Here is a 21,817-nt window from a genome sequence, read left to right on the forward strand (position 1 = left end):
GAAAGAAAAAATCAACTCTAAATTTTCGATTCTTGACTAAGTTCTAATCGATAGATTAAAGCCGAGAGTTTGGCTGGACATCTTTTAATGGTAAAAGTTCAAGTTAAATTAGAGAAATGGTTTGCTACTTGCTAAACCGTTTCATTTGACAATTTTTCGTCTTTTTTGCCTTAATCTTTTCGGGTTTTTCGCGCGTTTACGCGATTTTCTGTTGCCATCATTTTGCTACCTTTTGTTCTCGTTTGCTCCCATAACAAAAAAATCTCAACTTGTACAAATAACTTTAATTGATTGTATTGAGGTTATTTGTCGCAGGACGCGGGACGCTGTTAAGTCAGTAAAACTTGATATTCGGCAATATCGAAGTGACTCGTTTTTATTAACTTAAAAGCAGGACTTAATTAATAATGGGAAATATGAAGCTACAGGGAGCTGTGCTTACGGCTTTGGCTCTGGCAGTTGGTCAAGCATATGCGGTAACCCAGGCAAACCCTGCCCAGGTTGAAAAGAAGGTCGAGAGCACGCTGGGACAGATGTCCCTTTCCGAGAAGCTTTCACTGATTGGCGGAACGGGCCCCTGGGATGTCAAGGGGCTGGATAAATTTGGTCTGCCCCAGATTCATGGTGCGGACGGTGGTGTGGGTATCCGCTACACCAGTCAGGACAACAACCAGGGTATCGTTTACCCGGCGGGTCCCAACCTTGCGGCTACCTGGAACGTCGACCGAGCCAAGTCCTTTGGTGAAGCACTGGGCTACGACACACGTGCCGGTGGCTATCAGTTCGTAACAGGTCCGGGTGCCAACCTGTACCGCTCGCCCTATAGCGGCCGTGCATTCGAATACCTTTCTGGCGAAGATCCCTACCTGGGCGCTGTGATGGCGCCTGCGGTCATCAACGGTATCCAGTCCCAGGGCGTCTGGGCCAATGCCAAGCACTTTGTAGCGAACGATCAGGAAACCAACCGCTTTACACTGGACGAGCGGATCGGCGAGCGTACCCTGCGCGAAATGTACCTGCCTGCCTTCGAGTCGGCTGCCAAGAACGGCAACGTTGCGATGATGATGTGCGCGTTCCAGTTGATCAATGGCGTTTACAGCTGTGAGCACCAGCATTTGATCACCGGCGTGCTCAAAAAGGAATGGGGCTGGAAAGGTCTCATGCAGAGCGACTACAACGCTGTCGTTCATGGCTATCTAGCAGCTGATGCCGGTACCGATCTGGACATGATGGGCTATCAGATGAATAGCACCATCCTGACGCCCTATATCCAGGCAGGAAAGCTCTCGACCGAGACCATCAATGACAAGGTTCGCCGGATCCTGCGTCAGATATATGCGTACCGCTTCGACCAGGCCATTCCTGCCGCGTCCAAGGACATGGACAGTGCCAGCAGCCAGCAGGCAGCCCTGGAAGGTGCTCGTGAAGGTATCGTTCTGCTGAAGAACAAGGATCACTTGTTGCCGCTGTCCAGCGACAAGGTCAAGTCCATTGCGGTCATTGGCAACTTGGCCAAGTACGCGCCGCCTACCGGTTTCGGTAGTGCCAATGTCGATGCACGCAATTTCGTCAGTGAGTTGAGTGGCCTGAAGCAAGTGGCTGGTAACGCCAAGGTCGACTTCATCGACTCGCTGTCCCTGGACCCAAATGCGGCCGAATGGACGACCACCGATGCCTCCGGTAATACCGAAAAAGGTTTGAAGGCTGAGTTCTTCAATAATGCCAACTGGTCCGGTACTCCTTCTGACATCCGTATCGATCAGCATGTGAACCTGGACTGGGCCAATGGCAACAAGACCACAACAGTGGACTATGTTTCCAATACCACCAACGGCGCGAACTATCCCGTTACCGGCGACGATCAGAATACGTCCGTTCGCTGGAGCGGATCGGTAACGCCGACCATTTCCGGTGAGCAAGTCTTCAAGGTTCGTGCGGATGGCGCCGTGCGTCTGTATGTGAATGGTCAGAAGATCATCGACAATGGCGATGGCAATCCGCTGCCCAACAACAGCATTCCGCCGACCATTCCGGTATACGGCAAGGTCAATCTGGAAGCGGGCAAGTCCTACGACATCAAGCTCGAGTACTCCCGCCGCAAGGGTTATATCTCAACCATGGGCGGCATGGTGGGCGTGCAGATGAGCTGGGCCTCGCTGGCTGCTCCGCAGGACCTCTCCAAGTACGATGCGGTTGTCATGGCTGTGGGTAACAGCAATGAGTATGAAGGCGAAGGTTTCGACCACGGCTTTGATCTGCCTGAGTACCAGAGCCAGTTGATCCAGAACGTTGCCAAGGTCAACCCGAAAACTGTGGTTGTTATGCATGGCGGCACCGGTCTGAACATGACCGACTGGGTGGATCAGGTCGATGGCGCACTGCATGCCTTCTATCCTGGCCAGTACGGTGGCCAGGCACTGGCGGAAATCCTGTACGGGGTAGTCAACCCGTCCGCGAAAATGCCGTTCAGCATTGAGAAGAAACTGCAGGATAACCCTGTCTATGCAGGTTTCCCCGAGTTCGACAACACCGGCAAGATTACCCGTATGGCCTACAGCGAAGGTCTGTACGTAGGCTACCGTGGCTACGAGATGAGCGGTATCAAGCCGCTGTATCCGTTCGGTTATGGCCTGTCCTACACCAGCTTCAAGTATTCCAACATCAAGGTAACGCCCAAGGTGGTAGTGGGTAACGCGCCTATCAAGGTGTCCTTCGATGTGACCAACACAGGGCAGCGCGCGGGTGCTGAAGTCGCTCAGCTCTATATTGGTCAGAACAAGCCGCAGGTGGCGCGTCCGGTCAAGGAGCTCAAGGGCTTTGGCAAGGTGTTCTTGAATCCGGGTGAGACCAAGCGTGTCACGTTGCAGCTCAACGACCGTTCGTTGGCCTACTTCAATGAAGCCACCAACAACTGGGTTGTGGATGCTGATACGTTCAAGATCTCGGTGGGTGCGGCATCCAACGATATCCGCCTGACGTCCAGCCTGACCAACCCGTATCGCCAGGAATTGTCCAATTCGACCAGCAACCCGCTGTCGAAGGCCGACATCAAGGCGGTAACGGTCAAGGCCGCCAAGCAGTAAACCTGTCCGGGCGCGGATTTTGATCCGTGCCTGTGTACGGTTCCTCCCGATGCGCCAGGATTATTCCTGGCGCATTTCTTTTTGCAGCGCTTCGATCCGCCGATCTTTCTCGGCCCATAACGCGCCGACCCATTGCTGGACCTGCTCACGAAAAACGGGATCATTCTGGTAGTCCCCCTCACACAGTGAAGGCTCTAGGGGAAGAGTGCGGATATCTACAATGACGCGCTTGACCTGGCCACTGAGCAAAGCCCAGAAGCCGGGCGGTTTCCCTTCGGGATAGAGAATCGTGACATCCAGAATGGCATCGAGCTGCTTGCCTAGTGAAGCCAGTACAAAGGCGATTCCACCTGCCTTGGGTTTGAGTAGATGATGGTAGGGTGATTGCTGCTGGGCATGTTTGGCTGGCGTGAACCGTGTGCCCTCCAGGTAATTCACGACCGTAACGGGCTGATCGCGAAATTTCTCGCAGGCCCTACGCGTGATTTCCAGGTCGATCCCTTTGAGTTCCGGGCGCTTTTCCAGCGTGGCCTTCGAATAGCGCTTCATGAACGGGTAGTCGAGTGCCCAGAATGCCAGTCCGAGGAAGGGAACCCAGATCAGCTCCTTCTTCAGGAAAAATTTGAAGTAGGGCGACCGACGATTGAAGGTTTGCACGAGGGCTGGAATATCGACCCAGGATTGGTGGTTGGAGATGATCAGGTAAGAGCGATCCTTACGCAGATTCTCGTCACCGCGTATGTCCCAGACCGTAGGAGTGCAGAGTGCGAAGATGACCTTGTCGATTTCTGCCCAGGTCTCGGCGATGGTCATGACCCCGCGCGAGCAGGCGTCGCACCACGGCTTGTAGGGGCAGAGCAGCTTGAGCAGCGCAACCAGCATCAAAGGGCCAATCAAAATGAGGGTATTGATCAAGAGCAAAATGCCGCTAGTCAGTCCGACGATCAGATGACGCATGAAGTCTCCCTGAGTACTATTCTTTTCGTTAGCGCCATAAACATTCTGAGCCTCTACCGGGCCGCTTAGGCAGCAATGGCGTCTATGGATTATCTAGGACACTGACAACGGCTGTAATTGTTCATTATGCTTAAGCGTATTCCCGTTTCGCAGGCCCGTCTGGGCATGTATGTGAGCGAATTTTGCGCACCATGGGTGGATCATCCCTTCTGAAAAGGGCACTTTGTCATTCGTTCACCGAATGAGCTGCAGCGCATTCTGGACAGTGACATCGACGGGTTGTGGATCGATGTTAGCAAGGGGACTGATATCGATTCAGCCCAGGTAAGTAACATCGCTGAGGCGCCTGTGTCTGGAGTTGCCGCTCGAGTTGAGATGGCTGAAGAGATAGAGCGGGCCAGAGTGCTCTGCGACAGCGCCAAGACAGCCGTCAAAGGCATGCTGGAAGATGCGCGAATTGGACAGGTCCGATGCTGCCAGCCTGGTCGAGGAAATCTCCAACTCGGTACTGCGCCATCCCAATGCCTTAATCAGCTTGGCGCGACTCAAGACCTCGGACGAATATACTTATCTGCATTCGGTGGCCGTGTCGGCGCTGATAATTGCCGTTACTCGAACGCTTGGCCTGGGTGAGGCAGCAGCGCGACAGGCAGGTCTGGCTGGTTTGCTTCATGATGTCGGCAAGATGACGATGCCGCTGGAAGTGTTCAACAAGCCGGGCAAGCTGACGGATGAAGAGTTCATCATCATGCAGGGTCACCCGAAGGCCGGGGAGCGCATTCTCACAGCGTGGCAAGCTGATGAGACAGTCATCGATGTCTGCCTGCATCATTATGAGAAATACGATGGCAGTGGTTATCCGGATAAGCTGTCCGGTGAGCAGATCAGCCTGATGTCCCGCATCGCCACAGTATGTGATGTGTATGACGCGGTAACGTCGGATCGCCCTTACAAAAGAGGCTGAGACCCGGCCGAGTCCGTCAAACGGATGGCTGAATGGAAAGGGCACTTCGATCCGCATGTCTTTCAGGCATTTGTCAAAGCGGTCGGCATTTACCCGGTCGGCTCGCTGGTAAAGCTGGAAAGCGAGCGCCTTGCGGTGGTGGTGGAGCAGAACCCCAAGTCACTGCTGACACCGACCGTAAAGGTCTTTTATGACGCAAGGCACAAGAAGCCGATCGGGCATGAAGTGATCGATTTGCCACGTCTGAAAGGCTACGACCGCATCATTGGACGTGAGTCGCCCGAGGCTTGGGGATTCGATAATCTCAGTACGTTGTGGACATAGCGGCCTTGGCGCGGGAGACTTCTATCCGTGATCCTGCCGGAGTGATTGAGTGAAACGTTTTTTATCCCTGCTGGGCCTTTTGAGCCTGCCTGTGCTAGCGACGGCCGAGCCGACGCTCTACGGCCGCTACGAGACATTCCGTCTACCTGAGCTGGGTGTATCCTTGCCGGCCAAGATGGATACCGGGGCCTGGACCGCCTCGCTGTCGGCCAAAGACATCAAGACGTTCGAGCGTGACGGAGACCAGTGGGTCAGCTTCCGTCTGGCGACGGAGAAGGCGGACGATACGGTATTCGAACACCGTCTGGCGCGAATCAGCAAGATCAAAAGCCGCTCGGATGAGGGCGATGAAGACGGTGAGGATGATACGCCGTCCAGTGCACAACGCCCGGTCATCGAGATGGAAGTCTGTGTAGGCGATGTGTCCCGTACCATCGAGGTCAATCTGACGGACCGCAGTCACTTCCGCTATCCGCTGCTGATTGGAGCCAAGGCCTTGCGCAAGCTGGATGCCGCGGTTGATCCCAGGGAAAAATACGTGTCCGGGTCGCCTCGCTGCTAAGGCTAGGAGGCGCCAGCCAGGGCTGGCGCCTGGAAACGATTAGCGTGCCTCGGGGCGGGTGGCCTGCATCGAGGGACGCTGATCCGCCTCGGTGTACCAGGCCGCCAGCTTGGGATACTCTCCGCGCCAGTGCCAGTTGGATACACGCAGGTCCAGATAGCCCAGCAGGCAGGCCAGTCCAATGCAGGCCATATCGAAGTGGCCTTCAAGCTCGGGCAATGCCGTCTGCTCAAAATAATCCAGCGAACGGGCAATCTTCTCATGCTGGTTATCCAGCCAGAGCTTCCACTGCATGCCCGGTGGCCGCATGAACGTCTCGTAGCGGATCTGTACGGCCGATTCGGTCATGGCATCGGCCAGGGAGGCCAGTGTCATTCGCCGCCAGCGCTCGGGGCCCTGCCGAGGAATCATGGGGGTGTGCTGATGCAGCGTATCCAGGTAATCCAGAATGACGCGGCTGTCATGCAGGGTAGTGCCATCTTCCAGGCGCAGCGCCGGAATCTTGCCTGACGGGTTGGCATCGATGACATCACGATTGGGATTGAGGGGCGTCTGCTGGACGATCTCCAGCTCAACCTGCTCGATCAGGTCGGTCTCGTGCAGCATCACGACGACCTTGCGGCCGAACGGGGATGCGGGGGTGTGATAGAGGATCATCGACATCACGCACTCTCTTCATCAAAGCTTAACAAAAGCTGAACTGTGATCGTCCGCGATGCATGGGTTGTTATGCAAGCCTTATGCATGCTCAATGCTACTAGTGTCGAATCATCAGGTTCCTTTCTGATGGACAAAAGCCGGCCTGGCACCGGCTTTGTCACAACATTATGCAATTACCACTTGTAGGTAACGTTGGCGATCACGCTACGCTGGTCACCGTAATAGCAGTAATAACCATCACAGGTAGAAATATAGTCCTTGTTGAACAGGTTGGTGGCATTTACGCCTACGGAAGCGCCCTTCAGACGCTTGTCGAGGCGGCCTAGATCGTAGTGTGCGGCAGCGTCATATAGGGTGTAGGAGCCAGCATGGCCCAGCCAGGTATTGGCTTGGTCGCCATAGGTATCACCTACGTAGCGGACACCTGCACCAATACCGAAGCCGTCTAGTACGCCTGTATGCCATGTGTAGTCGGCCCAGAGCGAGGCTTGGTGTTCAGGGATGAGCTGCAGGCGGTTGCCTTTGTACTGTCCATCCTGAACCTCCGTATCAGTGTAGGAATAAGAGGCGATCATCTTGATGTTTTGGGTAAGGTCTGAGGTTGCCTCAAGCTCTACGCCTCGGACTTTGACTTCGCCTGTCTGACTTGTAATGGGATTACCGTCTTCGTTGTAGTTAGTAACCTGAACGTTCTTTTGCGTAAGGTCATATATCGCAGCAGTTAGCAGTGTGTTGGTACCTGCTGGTTGGTATTTCACACCAACTTCATATTGTTTGCCCTCGGTAGGCTTGAATGATTGCGTAGCACTGACGTCGGCACCGCTGCTTGGTTGGAAGGACTCTGAGTAAGAGATGTAAGGAGCCAAGCCAGAGTCGAAGACATAACTGAGGGATACGTTCCCAGTAAAAGCTGAATCACGATCTTTAGGGTGTGCACCGTTTGCTAAGGCATTGTAAAACTCGGTGTCAGTAGTAACCCAGTCTTTACGTCCGCCCAAGGTGAGGCGCCAGCGATCAAGAGCAATCTGATCCTGAGCATAAAGGCCTGTCTGGTGGATTTTCTGATTGTAGTCATACCAGGCGTTTGACCGCGCGGGGCGCTCTATAGGCAAGCCATAAATCGGGTTATGGATGTTGCTCGCAGGCGCTGAGCCAAAAATCGACGTGTAGTTTGTATTCGAACGCTGATAATCCAGACCTAGCAATAAGGTGTGCTGCAAGTCGCCAGTATTGAAGTCTGCCTGGAAATTATTGTCGATAGCGAATTGGCTGATGTCTTCATCAGTTGAGGTTGTGCTGCGTTGTACGGTGCCGTCAGGGCTGACTGCAGTAGCGGAGCCGCCAGCTGTAATTGTCTGAAACTCTAAGTCGCTCTTGGTATACCGTGCGTTTTGACGGAACTGCCACACATCATTGATACGATGATCGAACGCGTAGCCTAGCGAGTAATAGGTGCGGTCATAGTATTCCCAATCCGGATCGCCCAGATTCTTGTGGTGAGAAACCTTGCCCCACGGGCCATCAATCTTGGTGCCTTGAAGAGGTAGGAACTGGCTAGTCGCGCCTGTATCGTCGCGCGTGTACTGCGACAGGAATGTCAGGTGCGTGTCGTCATCGATATTCCAGGTCAGGCTGGGTGCGATGTTGTAGCGCTTGTTTTCGATGTGATCGATCTGCGTGTCGCTGTCACGTACCACGCCGCTCACGCGATAAAGCACGGTGGCGTTTTCATCGAACGCACCGGTGGTGTCGAAATTGATCTGGCGATGGTTGTCACTGCCAACTTCGGCACGCACTTCATGACTGGTTTCAGCCTGGGGACGCAAACTGACCATGTCTATTAGGCCTCCGGGCGGTGTCTGCCCGTAGATGGAGGATGCGGGGCCGCGCAGGAGGGTCAGGCGTTCAAGGTTCCAGGTTTCAGGCTTGGGGTCGACATAGACGCCGTCCGGCAGGCGCAGCCCGTCCAGGAATCGGGTCGGCTCAAAGCCCCGTACCCGCAGCCAGTCGGCCCGGGTATCACTGCCGTAGCTGCTGGCTACGATGCCAGGCATATAACGTACGGCATCATCAATGTTATGCACGGCGCGGTCGCGCATCTGCTCGCGGGTGGCAACCGACATGGAGCGAGCCGTTTCCAGGATTGGCGTATCGGTCTTGGTGCCGGAAGCAGAGCGGGTTGCCACATAGCCTTCAGCAGGGCCCCAGGCATTTTCCAACTCACCGGCGGTAATGGTGGTTGATGCCATGCTCAAGGTGTCGCCCGGTGCTGGCAATACGCGTACGGTGTAGACGCCGGGTTCGCGTTCGGTCAGCTCAAGCCCGGTTCCCTGCAGGGCCTCGCGCAGGGCCTCGGTCGCTACGTAGCGGCCGTTGACCGGATTCGACGTACGCCCGGAGGCCACCGAAGGGTCAAGGCTCAGGGTCAGACCCGCTTCGCTGGCGATACGGTTCAGCGTGCTGGCCAGAGGCGCAGCGGGGAGTTGGTAGGTGCGCTCAGCGGTGGCCGTCTGGGCGTGGACTAACGTGACATGGCCTAAAACAAGTGCAGCGGCAAGCAAGGAAGGACGGAACAGCGACGACATGGCTCTCTCCAAGAGGCGAATGCGAATTCGTTTCATTGCCGAATGAGAATGGCAAAGTGATAGAGCCGTCTTGGAATATTTTTGAATAACGAAGATAGAAAAACGCAGAAAACAAGCGTGTCGTGCTGAAACCCCGTTGGTTAACGGGGTTTGACGGCTAGCCACCAGCGCGTGTGTTGCTCGATTCGTATCGGTGTATTGAGGGCGAGGGCACGCAGAGCCTGGTCAGCATCGTGCAGAGGAAAGGTGCCCGTTACCCGTAACGTGGCAATGGCCGGATCAAGGGTGATGAGTCCTGTGCGCTCGTGACTTAATGCCGCCACGACATCGCTCAGGGGTTGGTTATCGACCGCCAGCATGCCGTGAGTCCAGGCGTCGGCATTGGCTGGTGCATCTTTGAGCTCATCCAGCCGGTCCGCCATCATGAGAACCTGCTCGCCCTGGGGAATGACCGCCTCGCCAAGGCCAAAGCGCGGCTGTGCCGCTACAGCCGATTGCAGGACCGTCAAACGCGAGCCGCGTGATTCCTCTTCCACGAGAAAGCGCGTACCCAGTGCCCGCATTCGTCCGGCCTGGGTTTCTACGATGAACGGACGACTGGCGGTGTCGTGCCCGGTTTCGATAAAGGCTTCTCCTGCCAGGAGAATTACCCGACGCTCCTGCTCATCGAAGCGAACATTCAAGGCACTACGACCCGCCAGCACAATGCGGGTTTGATCAGGCAGCATCAGCGTGCGCTGTTCCCCCGTGGCGGTTACGTTATCAGCCAGGGCGTAACGCACCGGGACATGACGGTTTACCGCAATAAGGCTCAGAAGGCCCGCAAGGGCGATGACTAACGTGCTACGACCCAGGCGCCGCCCCCCGTTGGCAGAGGGCTGCAACAGGGCATTTCGCGCAGCGGGTTGTTCTGCAATGCGCAGACGCTGATTGATGCCGTTCAGCTGCTCCCAGGCACGGCGGTGTTCAGCATGCTCGGCAAGCCAAGTCTGTAGGGCGTTTAGCTGTTCCTGGCTGGTTTCTCCCATTTCCAAGCGTACTTGCCAGTCTATCGCCTGATCCAGAACCTGACGGCTCACAGGTCTTACATTCACACTGGTTCCCCGTAGAGGGCCACATAGCATTGCCGTAGCCCTTGAGCAATATATTGGCGAACCCGTGGAACCGATACGCCCAGGCGCTCGGCAATTTCAGAGTGGGTCAAGCCGTCGAGGCGATTATATAGAAAGGCCGCTCGAGCCTTGCTGGAAAGTTTGCCGAGCAGGCGATCAAGCTCCGCCAAAGCCTCGATAATCGAAGCCAGGGCTTCAGCGGAGGGGTAATGCTCGTCTGCCAGTGTGGACAGGGCCTCAAGATAGCTGCGCTCAAGGCTGGCGCGGCGGTAATGATCAATCAGGAGGCCTTTGGCAATCTGGGTCAGAAAAGCCCGCGGTTCGCGCATGGCAGGCAGTTCAGGCCTGGTCAGCAGCCGTACGAAGGTGTCCTGCCGCAGGTCTTCAGCCCGCTGGCTACACCCTGTCTGCCTGCGCAGCCAGCCTGTCAGCCAGTCGCCGTGGTCACGGTACAGCACGTTCAACCCAGGAGCTGCCTTTATTTCGCCCGTCGTCATGAACATTTCCGCAAATGGAAAAATGAGAACCATTCTCACGTATTCTAAAGATCAGGCGAGCCGCGGTAAAGACCAGCGAAAAGCACGGATCTTGCCTTGAACAGGATAATTTAAGTGAGCAATCCATATACAAGGTGCCCGTGACGGCCAATTTGGGAGCGGGTAGGGACCTTGACCGGTTTTTCATGGTCGTTGTTTTGAGCGCTTTGGCGATTCCGAGGGACAAAGTGCTGCACACCCCACCAATACAATAAGGATCTGGTGTGATTGCTTTGAATTTTCCTCCTGTTAATAGCCCCTTTCTGTGCATCGTTCAGCGAGCAGCATCTGCCGGGGAACGCCCATGAAGGTAGAGCGCGAGCTGAGCCTGCGCGCTGTCTTGACCGGCCTGGTGTTAGGCATCGTGCTAACTCCCTCCAATGTCTATGCCGGGCTCAAGATCGGCTGGTCATTCAACATGTCGATCATCGCGCTGCTGGTGGGCTTTGGCTTCTGGCAGGGGCTGCTGGTCCGTAACCGGCACTGGCCTGCCTGGACATTGCATGAGAGCAATATCAACCAGACCGTCGCCTCGGCGGCGGCGTCCATTATTTCAGGTGGACTGGTAGCGCCGATTCCAGCCTACACACTGCTGACCGGCGAGCAGCTGGATGCCGTTCCGATGATGGCCTGGGTCTTTTCGGTCAGCTTTCTGGGCATATGGATCGCCTGGTATTTAAGGCCATCACTGATTACCGATGGCAATCTCAAGTTTCCTGAAGGCATGGCCACGCTGGAAACCATGACCCATATCTATACCCACGGACAGGAAGCCATGCGGCGCCTGTGGGTGCTGTTTGGAACGGCCGTGTTCTCCGGGCTGGTCAAGGCTGTCGATACGTTTTACTGGACCTTTCCTCGCTGGTCGCCCACGGCGCATCTGGAGCGACTGACCTTTACCTTCGATCCGTCGCTGCTACTGGTCGGGTTTGGCGGCATCATCGGGCTGCGCGTCGGGTTGACGCTCCTTCTGGGCGCGGCCCTGGCCTGGGGTGGCATAGCGCCGTGGCTGCTGGCGCACGGGTTGGTAGAGCTTGCGCCTGGCAGCGAGGGGCCGCAGTTCGCAACGCTGGTGGAATGGCTGGTGTGGCCTGGGGTGACGATCATGGTGACTTCGACCTTGTCGTCTCTGGCCTTGCGTGTACTGCAGGTAAGAACGTTGGGGAAATCCCGCTCGGCAGAGACCTCCACTGTCTGGCAGCGGCCAAAACCCGGCCCGCTGGCAGGTCTGGCGTTAGCCATCGGATTGATCATCATGCTACAGGCGGCCCTGTTTGGCATTGATTGGTTCATGGCCTTGTTGACCATTCCGCTGGCGCTGTGCCTGGCAGCTGTGGCTGCACGTGTCGTGGGAGCAACCGGCATTCCTCCAATCGGTGCCATCGGGCAGCTGTCGCAGCTGAGCTTTGGCATCGTGGCGCCGGGGCAGGTTCCCATCAACCTGATGAGTGCCAACACGGCCGGTGGCGCAGCCGGACAATGCACGGACTTGATGAATGACTTCAAGGTAGGCCATACCATCGGGGCGACTCCCTCCAAGCAGGTGATCGCTCAATGCCTAGGGATTGCGATAGGTAGTGTGGTCGGGGTGCTGGTCTACCAGACGCTTATTCCAGATCCGCAAACCATGTTGCTCACGCAGGAATGGCCTGCTCCGGCCGTGGCGACCTGGAAGGCCGTAGCGCAGACGCTGACCTCGGGCCTGGACTCACTTTCTGCCAGCATTCAGTGGGCCATGCTGATAGCTGCTGTTGCAGGCGTGGCCCTGGGCGTATTGGATGCCTGTGCCAAGGATCGGCTGGCGCGTTACCTGCCCAGTGCCGCGGCGCTGGGGTTGGCGTTTATTCTGCCGGCTTCGATCTCCTTGATGATGGCCCTGGGCGCAATCCTGACCTGGACTGCCGGACTGCGCTGGCGCGGACTGACCGAACGGTTTGCCATTGCAGCGGCAGCAGGCCTGATTGCAGGGGAAAGCATTACGGGCATTGGCGTCTCGCTCTGGCAGCTGCTGCACAACCTGTAATACCTGTCAGGCACTGGAGGAGGGTCAGTATCTGGCAGTTTGGACTGCATCGCATTTTTAGTCCGATGGCCCGCACGTTTTGAACTAACGTAACGGTTATCGGTATGTATACAGCGATTGCACGGAACGCTCAGGGAAACGGAGCAGAGAAAGGACGCCAGGGCCAGGCGTGGTGCGATACGGACTTCAAAGTCAACGCTCATGAACAAGAATGCGTGGCTCGTTCTCTGCCTTTCGGGCCTTTTGGCGGCATGGCCTGCCCACGGCGCGCCCAGGCCGGTAGGTTATGTCATGACCGTACAGGGCAGCGTGACCACCACTCTCAAGGGAAAGCCTGTCGCGATCAAGGTGGGCACGCCGGTGAACGTGGGTAGCACCTTCGAGGCCGGAGACGACGGCTCCTTCGGGATTACACTTGAGGACGGGTCTGTCATGTCGTTCGGGCCGCAATCGACGTTCACGCTCGAGGCCTTTGCGTTTGCTCCAGCCAAGGGGGCCTTGAAGCTGGCTGCAAGACTCAAGCAAGGCACATTGAATTACGTGGCGGGGAGCATTGCTAGGCTCAAGCCCGAGGCAGTCGAGATTCTCACGCCTCACGGAACCATTGCCTCGCGCAGCGCCCAGTTCATGGCCAAGGTCGACCATGAGTAAAGCGTTTCGCCAAGGTGTGTGGTTGTTGTTGGCCGTGTGGCTGGCGGGGTGTAGTTCCAAGTCCTATGTAGTGCTGGTGGATAGCCCTTATGGCCAGACGCGAGATGTCACGGTCACGACGCCCACAGGCACGACCCAGATCGACAGAACCCAGCAGGCTGTCAGCCTCGACAAGGAGGCGCCGGGGCGGACCTTTACCCTGCCGCCCAAGCAGATCCTGATGGACTTTACCCCCGCGCTGGCAGCCCAGCCGACGCTTCCGGTGTATTACATGTTGTATTTTGAGGGTGCCAGCAACCGGCTCACTGATGAGTCACAGGACACGCTGCAGCGCATTGTCGATACGCTGCGTAAACGCACGCCTGCGGCCGTCTCCATTATCGGGCATACCGATACCCTGGGCAGTGCCTCGATCAATGAAAAGGTGGGTTTGCAGCGTGCCCAGCTGATTGCCCGCCAGTTGCAGGCCCGGCATCTCGACTTGCTGGATCTGACAGTCGCCTCCCATGGCGAGGAGAACCTGCTGATCCAAACGCCGCCCAATACGGCAGAGCTGCGCAATCGCCGGGTAGAGGTCATCATCCGATGACCGTCTTCCCGTCCTGAACCGCTTGAGGGTTCGCCAGTCTTAGCTATACGAGTACGGCCGGCCTGACGGGTAATGCTTCCCGGTAGACTATCCTGCCTCCACCCCTGACTTATCAGACCGCACGCCACGCCACCGAAAAGGAGCCGCAGTGAGCATTTACGGCGAGTATAAGATCGACTGCCATACCCACCTGCTAGAACCCGCCCGTTTTCCCATTGCCGATAATGCTGTGTATACCCCCGTCGCTCAGGAAGTAGGGACCTCGACGCAACTCCAGCATGTCTTCAATGCTTATGGCGTACGTCACGCCGTTGTAGTCACGCCACCGGCCATTTATGGCGAGAACAACCGCTGCCTGCTCGATGGGCTTGCCCTGGGGTTTGGTCGTTGGAAGGGCATTGCCGTGGTTGGGCCTCGCACGAGTACCCGAGAGCTCAAGCGGCTCAAGGAGGCCGGTGTAGCAGGCGTCCTGCTCGATGTGGTCACGAATGGTGTATCGGCCTGCCTGAAAGCGGAAGAGCTATTCAATCAGTTGGCTGAGCTGGAGATGCTGGCCCAGCTGCACGTCGAAAAGGCGCAGCTAAGCGAACTGATGCCATTGATCGAGCGCACCCGCACCCGGCTCATCATTGATCATTGTGGCAGACCTGATGTGGCGGCAGGCATCGCGCAACCCGGATTCCAGAGCCTGCTGTCGCTGGCAGGAACTGGACGTGTGTACGTCAAGCTATCAGGGCTTTCGCAGTTTTCCGCCGAGGCCTATCCCTATGTTGATACCCATCCCTACGTTCAGGCGCTTCTCGAAACCTTCGGCCCTGAGGCCTGCCTGTGGGGGTCGGACTGGCCTTTTCTGAATTCACCGGAGCGGATTGATTACGGACTGCTCCTCAAGCTGATCGAGAATCTGATCCCAAGTCCGGGTGCAAGGCGGCAAGTGCTCTGGGACACACCTCGCAGATTGTTTGGTTTCAAGTGGTAGTTGATTGTCCGACTAATGGCTAGCCGGGTAATTAAAGTTGCCCGTAAATGCAGCGATAAGCCCAATAGTAACAATCTATTTCAGGTGCTTTATGGGCTTTCGTTCATTGAATATCGCGCCGCGCTCCGCGATCTGTTTTGCGCTCTTTGCCTTGCTTATCCTCTTTCAAGGCGTCTATTCACTCAAGCAATCCGCTTCGATGAATGAAGCGGAAAAAATGGTCGAACTCAATGTCCTGCCAACGCTCAAGGTGCTCGGCCAGATCGATACGACCCTGATGCGCATTCGTCTGGATAACTCCCGGCTGCGTGTGGAAAGCGATCCTGCATCCAAGAAGGCTGATGCCCTGAAGGATATCCAGATCGCCCGTACGGAGCTGCTGGGTTACGTCGACCAACTCGGCAAGGTGATCGTGACCAAGGCAGGCCATGACACGTTCAATGCGCTCTCCAAAGGCCTGAGCGATTACCTCAGTATCCATCAGCGCTATCTGGATCTGTTGACCAACGGCAAGCTGACGGAGGCCGTGGCGCTTTCCAGCGGGGAGATGTTTGCCGCCGCTGAGGCGGTCAAGAACGCTATCACCACGCTCAAACAGGAAGCTGATGTAAAGGCCAGCAATGCAGGGCTGCATGCCGATGAGGTATATGGCAGCACCCGGATGATGACAGGCATCATCGTAGTGGCCGCGTTGCTGGCTACCGTACTGCTCGCCTGGCGACTCACGCACAGCTTGGTCGCACCGATTTATCAGTCCCTGCAGGTTGCCCAGCGCATTGCCAACCGGGATTTCAGTGTCGCGATTGAGAGCCATGGTAACGATGAACCGGCCCGTCTGCTCAAGGCATTGGCTGTGATGCAGTCGAACCTGCGTGAAACACTGGGTCATATCAGTGATTCGTCGGCTCAGCTGGCGTCGACTTCCGAGGAGATGTCCGCGGTCACTGAGGAAGCGACCCGTGGCGTGATGCGCCAGAATGATGAAATCGAGCAGGCGGCTACGGCGGTCAACCAGATGAGCGCCGCGGTAGATGAGGTCGCTCGCAACGCGGCGTCAGCGTCCGAGGCGGCGTTGAATTCCAGCCAGGCGGCCACGACCGGGCAACTGAAGGTGTCCCAAACGCTTGAGGCTATCAACGAGCTATACGACAGCGTGGAAGCGACGGCCGAAGAGGTTCAGGGTCTGGCCGTCATGACACAGGATATCAGCAAGGTGCTGGACGTGATCCGCGGAGTGGCAGAGCAGACCAACCTGCTGGCACTCAATGCTGCCATCGAGGCGGCGCGTGCGGGGGATGCCGGGCGTGGGTTTGCGGTGGTGGCCGATGAGGTGCGTGGTTTGGCCCATCGGACGCAGGAGTCTACCCGTGAAATCGAGAGCATGATCGGCTCGATTCAGGCGGGTACGGACAAAGCCGTGCAGTCCATGGCCCAGAGCAGCAGCCGCGCTCACGGAACCCTGGACATTGCCCGCGCGGCAGGCGAGGCGCTGACCACGATCAACAGCTCCATTGCCGAGATCAACGAGCGCAACCTCTTGATCGCCACGGCTTCTGAAGAGCAGGCACAGGTGGCGCGGGAAGTGGACCGCAGCCTGGTCAGCATTCGCGATCTATCCATGCAGACAGGCTCTGGCGCCCATCAAACGGCAGCTGCTTCGAATGACTTGTCGCAACTGGCGGTATCGCTTAATGGATTGGCGCAGCAGTTCCGGCTGTAAAGGCCAACCGGTGTACAAAGCCCTTCCTGCCTGACCGGGGAAGGGCTTTTCTCTGCTTAATTCAGGTGCTGTTGGAGTGCTGCCAGCTGCGCGTGAACCTCGCTCAGGCTTGGACGGGACATCACTTCTGTGCTCAGGCAGCGCGCGAGCAGGTCAGACAGCGCCGCATGGGTCGCTTCTTCGCCCGCGGCAGGCTCACAGCGCTCCAGCAGCTCTTCCAACAGGCAGCCAAACGCCCGGGTTTCAAGGCGCTCCAAAGCCTTCTGTTGCGTCGGGTTATCGGTGGGCAGGAAGGACGCGCCGCCAAAGTCACCCAGCAGCACATCGCCCTGTTCAGTCCACAGGATATTGTGGGCGTACAGGTCGCCATGCACGATACCGCGCTCATGCAGGTGCTCGGTGGCCGAGGCAATGCCTTGGGCCATACGCAGTGCTACCCGCAGTGAGAGGCGTGTCTCGGCAGGGTAAACGTCACGGGTGCAGGTAGCAAAGCTGGGCGGGCCGGCCAGGTTCTGGAAGTGTGGATCAATCAATTGCATAACGAGGCCATCCGTACCATCAGGATGGTTGACTAGCTTGCCCTCTACGTCGATCACGTTCGGGTGAGCGCCTACAGCAATCGAGGCAGCCATTTCGCTTTGCGGTGTACCGTCGCTGGTCATGCTGCCCTTGAACAGCTTGACCGCCACGGTCTTTGAGGGGCCGGAAGGCTGTTTCCAATCCGCCTGGTAGATGAGGCCCGAGGCGCCTTCGCCCAGCTTGTGCTGGAGTGCAAGGTCCTTCCAGTCGATCCGGTTGATGGGTGCGCTGGGAGAAACGTTGGCCGCTTCGCGTGCCTCGCTCAGAGGATTGTCGGCGTAGGCAAGCCAGGTCAGCCGCGGCAGCGACAACAGCCAGTCCGGCAGGGCGGCAAAGCGGTTGGAGGAGATACGGAGCAGTTCCAGCTTATGACAGTCGATCATGGTCTCTGGAAGTGCCTGCAGGCGATTGCCTGCCAGCATGAGCTTCTGCATGCGGCTGCACTGACCCAGCGAGTCGGGCAGGGTTTCGATCTGGTTGTTCGTCAGGATCAGCCAGCGTAGCGAAGGTGAGAGCGCCGCTGCCGGTACATGGCGGATCTGATTGGCCTTGAAGCCCACCATGCTCAGCTGAGGGCATTCACTCAGCACTTCGGGCAGATGCGTGAACGGGTTGTCGGAGCAGAACAGGATACGCAGTTTCTTGAATTGTCCCAGGTCATCCGGCAAGTGGCTGAGCTGGTTGCCGGAGAGGTTGAGAATCTCCAGGGAGTCGGCCAGTTCGAAGATCTCGCGGGGAAATTCCGTGAGTCCGCACGACAGGTCCAGTCGTGTCGCGCCGGCCAGCTTGCCAGCTCGCAAATCCGAAAGTGTATCCATGACGGTCTTCCAATCCTGAACTATGAGCTATTTTGACACAGTGCACGGAGCGTCACTGTGCGTCCCAGCGCCTTCGGGCTGGGCCGGTTAAGTAAGTGGCTCAAACAGAGGCGCCAAATGTCATTTGGTTCAGGGTGAGCCGCGAAAATGTGATGGTGATTCGCTGCGCGGTTGTATCAAGCGCCTACAGACAGTTGAGCATGCCTGTAGGACAGTTCAGGCGTCTGTATTAAACCGAAGCAGGCCCTGGCGCTTGAGTTTCTGGGCAATCTTGATAAAGGCCTGAGTGGCGGGCGACGCCTGACGCTCATCGAGCAGGGCCAATCCGACACTGCGCTTGACCCGTGGTCGCAGGGGCTTTTTCACGTAGCCCTCGTGGCCGCGTTCCGCCGGCAGCGCCAGCTCCGCCAGAATGGTAACGCCATCGCCCCGTTCGACCATGGACAAGGTGCTGAGCAGCTGGGTGCTGTGGTAGCGGGTATTGGGCACCAGCTTGGCGGCATTGAACATGTGCGCTACCAGGTGTGCCGACCCGGCCTCGGTCATGATGAACGGATCGGGACAAAGCTCCTTGAGCGTGACGTCAGCTTTGCTGGCCAGTGCGTGGTGAGTAGGCACCAGGGCGACCATCTGATCTTCGGCGATGGGGAAGGTATCGAAGCGCTCATCGGGCAGGACGACAAAGCCGATGTCGATACGACGATCCTGCAGCCACTGGACCACTTCCCGGTCCCGACCTTCGTCGATATGCACCTCAATGCCCGGATAGGCCTGGCGATAGGCATCCAGAATGACAGGCAGCAGTTTGACCGAAGAGGTCGGGCCGAAGGAGCCGATGCGCAGCGTGCCTCGCTTCATGCCGCGCGCATCGCCAGCCTCCTGCCGCATCGTTTCGGCCAGCCCGAGAATGCCACGGGCACGTAGTACGAGGCGCTCACCTACTGCAGTCAGCTCCAGGGCCGACTGGTGCCGGTTGATCAGCTCGACACCCAGCTCGGCCTCCAGAGCCTTGATCGCATGGGACACCGCCGACTGAGTGATGGACAGCCGCGAAGCTGCCGAAGTGAAGCCTTTCAGCTCTGCCACAAGCACAAAGATTTCAAGTTGGGTAAAGGTCATGGCGCCTCGCTGACCTCATGAGTAAATACTCATTTTTCTATGAGTAAGGATTAGTGGAATTATACGCATCGTTCAGGACTTACCCACAACGACAACACGTCCTGCGCACTGCCTGATGGGGTTATAGGCGCTTTGGATAGAACGACGGCTTGCCCTGTAACGCACCGGCAGCCGACACCACGCACGATAAGAGCGACAACAGCAGGTGCTATCCGGTTAACGCTATCCAGAGCTTTTTCTTACTCGGCATAGGGATATAGAGGGGCGGGTATGAGTGCTAATGTCAGGTGTTTCAATGGCTGTCTGCTAACCGACGGCTGTTCGTCCATATGGCCCGAAATCAACGTGCCGTTCCTGTCGCTCAAAGGCGTGCCCGAGGCGGTCATTGCCCAAGAGCCTACCCAGGCCATCTTTCGTTCGCTGCTCAAAGGCTTTGATGCCATTACCGGTTGCGAACTCAAGGACATCTACAAGTTTGCCCGTTACCTCAATGCGATCTCGGAGGATATGCCTGCCGAGCTGGTCAATGTGGTGCGCGCCTTCCGCAAATGGGTCGAATTCGACTACGTTGGGGCACGCTCGCTCTTTCAGGCGCACCTTCACGCGTATCCCACGGATGTGCAGGCGCTCTTTTTTATTCACATGCTGGACTTCTGCACCGGCCGAACCGCCGAGCTGAAGCCGCTGTTTGCCTTGTGTGACGAGTACATGGAGGAATCGCATCCGCTGTACTCGTTCTACCTGTCGATCAAGTCATTCGTGCTGTGCGAGTGCGGGCTATTCGATGAGTCTCTGGCGACGGGGCTGGAGTCCGTGCGGTACTGCTCCGCGAATATCTACGGCATCCACGCCGTTGCCCATGCCTTGCACGAAAAGGGTATGTGGGTGGAGCTGCGGGACTTCCTGGAAGACTCCAAGGAAGAGTGGATTCGCAACCCGGGTATGCGTATGCACGTGTACTGGCATCTTGCGATTACCTACAAGCAGCTGGGCAATCACGCGGCGGCAAAGATGGCGTTCCTGGAGTTCTATGCGCTCAAGAACGACCGCTTTTCCAAGCAGGATCTAGATGCGGTGGGCTTTCTCTGGCGCTTCAAGCTTGAGGATGTCAACAGTCATGAATTTGATGAGGTCTGGAAGGAGCTGGCCATTCTCTGGTCTGGCAGCATCGCCACCTCGACCTCTCATTTTCACAATATGCACGCGGCCTTTGCCTTTGCGGGCGCCAACCAGCCTCTGCTTATCGAGAAAATGATGGCCGAGAGTGACGGCTTTGGTATCGAGCCTGATGCGCATCTCGCCGGACTGGACATCATTCGAGCTATTGCTCTGTTCGCCCGAGGCCACTACGAAGAGTGTTACTACCTTCTTGCCGCCAGTCGGCATCAATGGACGAGCCTGGGCGGCAGTCGTGCGCAACGGGAGCTGCTCGACCTGACCCTGAACTTCTGCAAGGCCCACGTACAGTCTCAAGCCGAGCTTGAGCGACTGATGTTGATGTAGGCAAAGGTGATTTGAATGTCGGACGCAACAGCCCTGGCGCAGCCAGATGACAAGCTCCTGGTGTACATGAAACTGACGGCGGTCTCGGTGATCTGGGGTGGAACCTTCGTGGCCGGGCGTTACCTGTCGGCCGGGGTGCCGCCGCTGGCATCTGCCGGCCTGCGCTTTCTGCTGGCCAGCCTCACCCTGGTGCTTGTGCTGGCAGTCACCCGACGCCTGTTTGTCAGGCTCAGCGTGAAACAGGTGATTCATCTTTTCTGGCTCGGGTTCTTTGGCATCTTCACGTACAACCTGTGCTTTTTTTACGGGTTGCACCTGATCAGCGCCTCACAGGCCTCACTGATTGTGGCACTGAATCCAGCCATGATTGCGTTGACGACCTTCTTTGTTGATCGCGAGCGGCTGGGGCTGGTCAAGACCGGTGGCATTGCGGCCTGCATCCTGGGCGCCGCAACGGTCATCGTCAGCAAGGACGCCTCGGTGCTTGAAGCCGCAGGCGGTAGCTGGTTGGGTAATCTTGTGATCTTTGGCTGTGTGGTCAGCTGGGTGATCTACAGCGTGTTTTCGCGGCCTCTGGTTCGCGAGATCGGCCCGCTGCATACCGTGACCTTCTCGGTGTTGTGCGGGACGGTACTGCTGCTATGTGTGTCGATCGGCACGGGTGATCTGAACTGGGGCGTTGTTGCCAGCCTGACCAAGGCTCAGTGCTTCAGCCTGGCTTATTTAGGCGTGATTGGCTCGGCATTGGCGTATATCTGGTACTACGACGGCATCAAGCGGATCGGGGCTACCCAGTCGGGTGTCTTCATCGCCCTGAATCCGGTGTCTGCTGTCCTGATGGGCGTGGTGATTCTGGGCGAGCAGCTCACCCCTTTGATAATTGTGGGCGGGGGGCTGGTTCTGCTGGGTATCTACTACTGCAACAAGCCTTCCAAGGCGATTTCTCTCGGCGTAAGCCGTACCGCGTGATCCGGCGCGTTTAACGAGCGCAGGTAGAGAGCTCCACCTCTTACCTGCGCTCAGTCCGGACGTTGGGTAGCCAAGGAAGGCTGC

At 57.2% G+C, this 21,817-nt stretch carries 16 protein-coding genes and 1 pseudogene; 10 read left to right on the forward strand and 7 right to left on the reverse strand.

What is annotated here, in order from left to right; translation table 11 throughout:
• Nucleotides 1-407 precede the first annotated feature (407 nt).
• Nucleotides 408-3,083: a glycoside hydrolase family 3 C-terminal domain-containing protein gene (locus QWJ10_RS17625; protein WP_289928458.1), complete on the forward strand. Its 2,676-nt coding sequence runs from the start codon at nucleotides 408-410 to the stop codon at nucleotides 3,081-3,083.
• 60 nt (nucleotides 3,084-3,143) lie between these two features.
• On the opposite strand, the gene QWJ10_RS17630 is transcribed toward QWJ10_RS17625, so the two are convergent.
• Complete coding sequence (locus QWJ10_RS17630; RefSeq protein ID WP_289928460.1) at nucleotides 3,144-4,040, reverse strand: acyltransferase; 897 nt, start codon at nucleotides 4,038-4,040, stop codon at nucleotides 3,144-3,146.
• A 126-nt stretch (nucleotides 4,041-4,166) separates the two neighbouring features.
• Here QWJ10_RS17630 and QWJ10_RS17635 point away from each other — a divergent pair.
• Nucleotides 4,167-5,328, forward strand: a pseudogene (locus QWJ10_RS17635) (HD-GYP domain-containing protein).
• 49 nt (nucleotides 5,329-5,377) lie between these two features.
• Nucleotides 5,378-5,890: an ATP-dependent zinc protease gene (locus QWJ10_RS17640; RefSeq protein ID WP_010796066.1), complete on the forward strand. Its 513-nt coding sequence runs from the start codon at nucleotides 5,378-5,380 to the stop codon at nucleotides 5,888-5,890.
• A gap of 39 nt (nucleotides 5,891-5,929) precedes the next feature.
• On the opposite strand, the gene QWJ10_RS17645 is transcribed toward QWJ10_RS17640, so the two are convergent.
• From QWJ10_RS17645 to QWJ10_RS17660, 4 genes are all read right to left on the reverse strand, one after another.
• Nucleotides 5,930-6,553, reverse strand: coding sequence for a glutathione S-transferase (locus QWJ10_RS17645; RefSeq protein WP_019365482.1), 624 nt, complete (start codon nucleotides 6,551-6,553; stop codon nucleotides 5,930-5,932).
• Nucleotides 6,554-6,723: 170 nt separating this feature from the next.
• Nucleotides 6,724-9,147, reverse strand: coding sequence for a TonB-dependent siderophore receptor (locus QWJ10_RS17650; protein ID WP_289928712.1), 2,424 nt, complete (start codon nucleotides 9,145-9,147; stop codon nucleotides 6,724-6,726).
• 128 nt (nucleotides 9,148-9,275) lie between these two features.
• Nucleotides 9,276-10,259, reverse strand: a complete 984-nt coding sequence (locus QWJ10_RS17655) for a FecR family protein (protein WP_197871337.1) — start codon at nucleotides 10,257-10,259, stop codon at nucleotides 9,276-9,278.
• Nucleotides 10,226-10,744: a sigma-70 family RNA polymerase sigma factor gene (locus QWJ10_RS17660; protein ID WP_026003902.1), complete on the reverse strand. Its 519-nt coding sequence runs from the start codon at nucleotides 10,742-10,744 to the stop codon at nucleotides 10,226-10,228. Before QWJ10_RS17660 ends, QWJ10_RS17655 begins: the two co-directional genes overlap by 34 nt.
• Nucleotides 10,745-11,087: 343 nt before the next feature.
• Here QWJ10_RS17660 and QWJ10_RS17665 point away from each other — a divergent pair, with 343 nt between their 5' ends.
• From QWJ10_RS17665 to QWJ10_RS17685, 5 genes are all read left to right on the forward strand, one after another.
• Nucleotides 11,088-12,806 carry an OPT family oligopeptide transporter gene (locus tag QWJ10_RS17665; RefSeq protein WP_019365486.1) on the forward strand — a complete coding sequence of 573 codons (1,719 nt, stop codon included), beginning with the start codon at nucleotides 11,088-11,090 and terminating at the stop codon, nucleotides 12,804-12,806.
• Nucleotides 12,807-13,007: 201 nt separating this feature from the next.
• On the forward strand, nucleotides 13,008-13,457 hold the full coding sequence (locus QWJ10_RS17670; protein ID WP_010796060.1) for a FecR domain-containing protein: 450 nt from the start codon (nucleotides 13,008-13,010) through the stop codon (nucleotides 13,455-13,457).
• Nucleotides 13,450-14,046, forward strand: a complete 597-nt coding sequence (locus tag QWJ10_RS17675; RefSeq protein ID WP_289928466.1) for an OmpA family protein — start codon at nucleotides 13,450-13,452, stop codon at nucleotides 14,044-14,046. Before QWJ10_RS17670 ends, QWJ10_RS17675 begins: the two co-directional genes overlap by 8 nt.
• A gap of 148 nt (nucleotides 14,047-14,194) precedes the next feature.
• Entirely contained in the window at nucleotides 14,195-15,025 is an 831-nt protein-coding gene (locus QWJ10_RS17680) for an amidohydrolase family protein (RefSeq protein WP_289928468.1), read from the forward strand.
• Between the two features lie 91 nt (nucleotides 15,026-15,116).
• Nucleotides 15,117-16,745, forward strand: coding sequence for a methyl-accepting chemotaxis protein (locus QWJ10_RS17685; protein ID WP_289928470.1), 1,629 nt, complete (start codon nucleotides 15,117-15,119; stop codon nucleotides 16,743-16,745).
• Nucleotides 16,746-16,801: 56 nt separating this feature from the next.
• Here QWJ10_RS17685 and QWJ10_RS17690 read toward each other — a convergent pair whose 3' ends face one another.
• Both QWJ10_RS17690 and QWJ10_RS17695 read right to left on the reverse strand, forming a co-directional pair.
• The gene (locus tag QWJ10_RS17690; protein WP_289928473.1) at nucleotides 16,802-18,142 is read right to left on the reverse strand and encodes a leucine-rich repeat-containing protein kinase family protein; all 1,341 of its coding nucleotides are present in this window, start codon (nucleotides 18,140-18,142) and stop codon (nucleotides 16,802-16,804) included.
• 216 nt (nucleotides 18,143-18,358) lie between these two features.
• Nucleotides 18,359-19,261, reverse strand: a complete 903-nt coding sequence (locus QWJ10_RS17695; protein WP_289928475.1) for a LysR family transcriptional regulator — start codon at nucleotides 19,259-19,261, stop codon at nucleotides 18,359-18,361.
• Between the two features lie 270 nt (nucleotides 19,262-19,531).
• Between QWJ10_RS17695 and QWJ10_RS17700 the strand changes: the two genes are divergently transcribed.
• Nucleotides 19,532-20,764 (forward strand): tetratricopeptide repeat protein, encoded by a 1,233-nt coding sequence (locus tag QWJ10_RS17700; RefSeq protein WP_150348534.1) that lies wholly within the window; start codon nucleotides 19,532-19,534, stop codon nucleotides 20,762-20,764.
• Between the two features lie 15 nt (nucleotides 20,765-20,779).
• Nucleotides 20,780-21,733, forward strand: a complete 954-nt coding sequence (locus tag QWJ10_RS17705) for an EamA family transporter (protein ID WP_289928479.1) — start codon at nucleotides 20,780-20,782, stop codon at nucleotides 21,731-21,733.
• The last annotated feature ends 84 nt before the right edge of the window (nucleotides 21,734-21,817 follow it).

This window comes from Pseudomonas sp. WAC2 (genome assembly GCF_030403525.1).
Taxonomy (GTDB): Bacteria; Pseudomonadota; Gammaproteobacteria; order Pseudomonadales; family Pseudomonadaceae; genus Chryseomonas; species Chryseomonas luteola.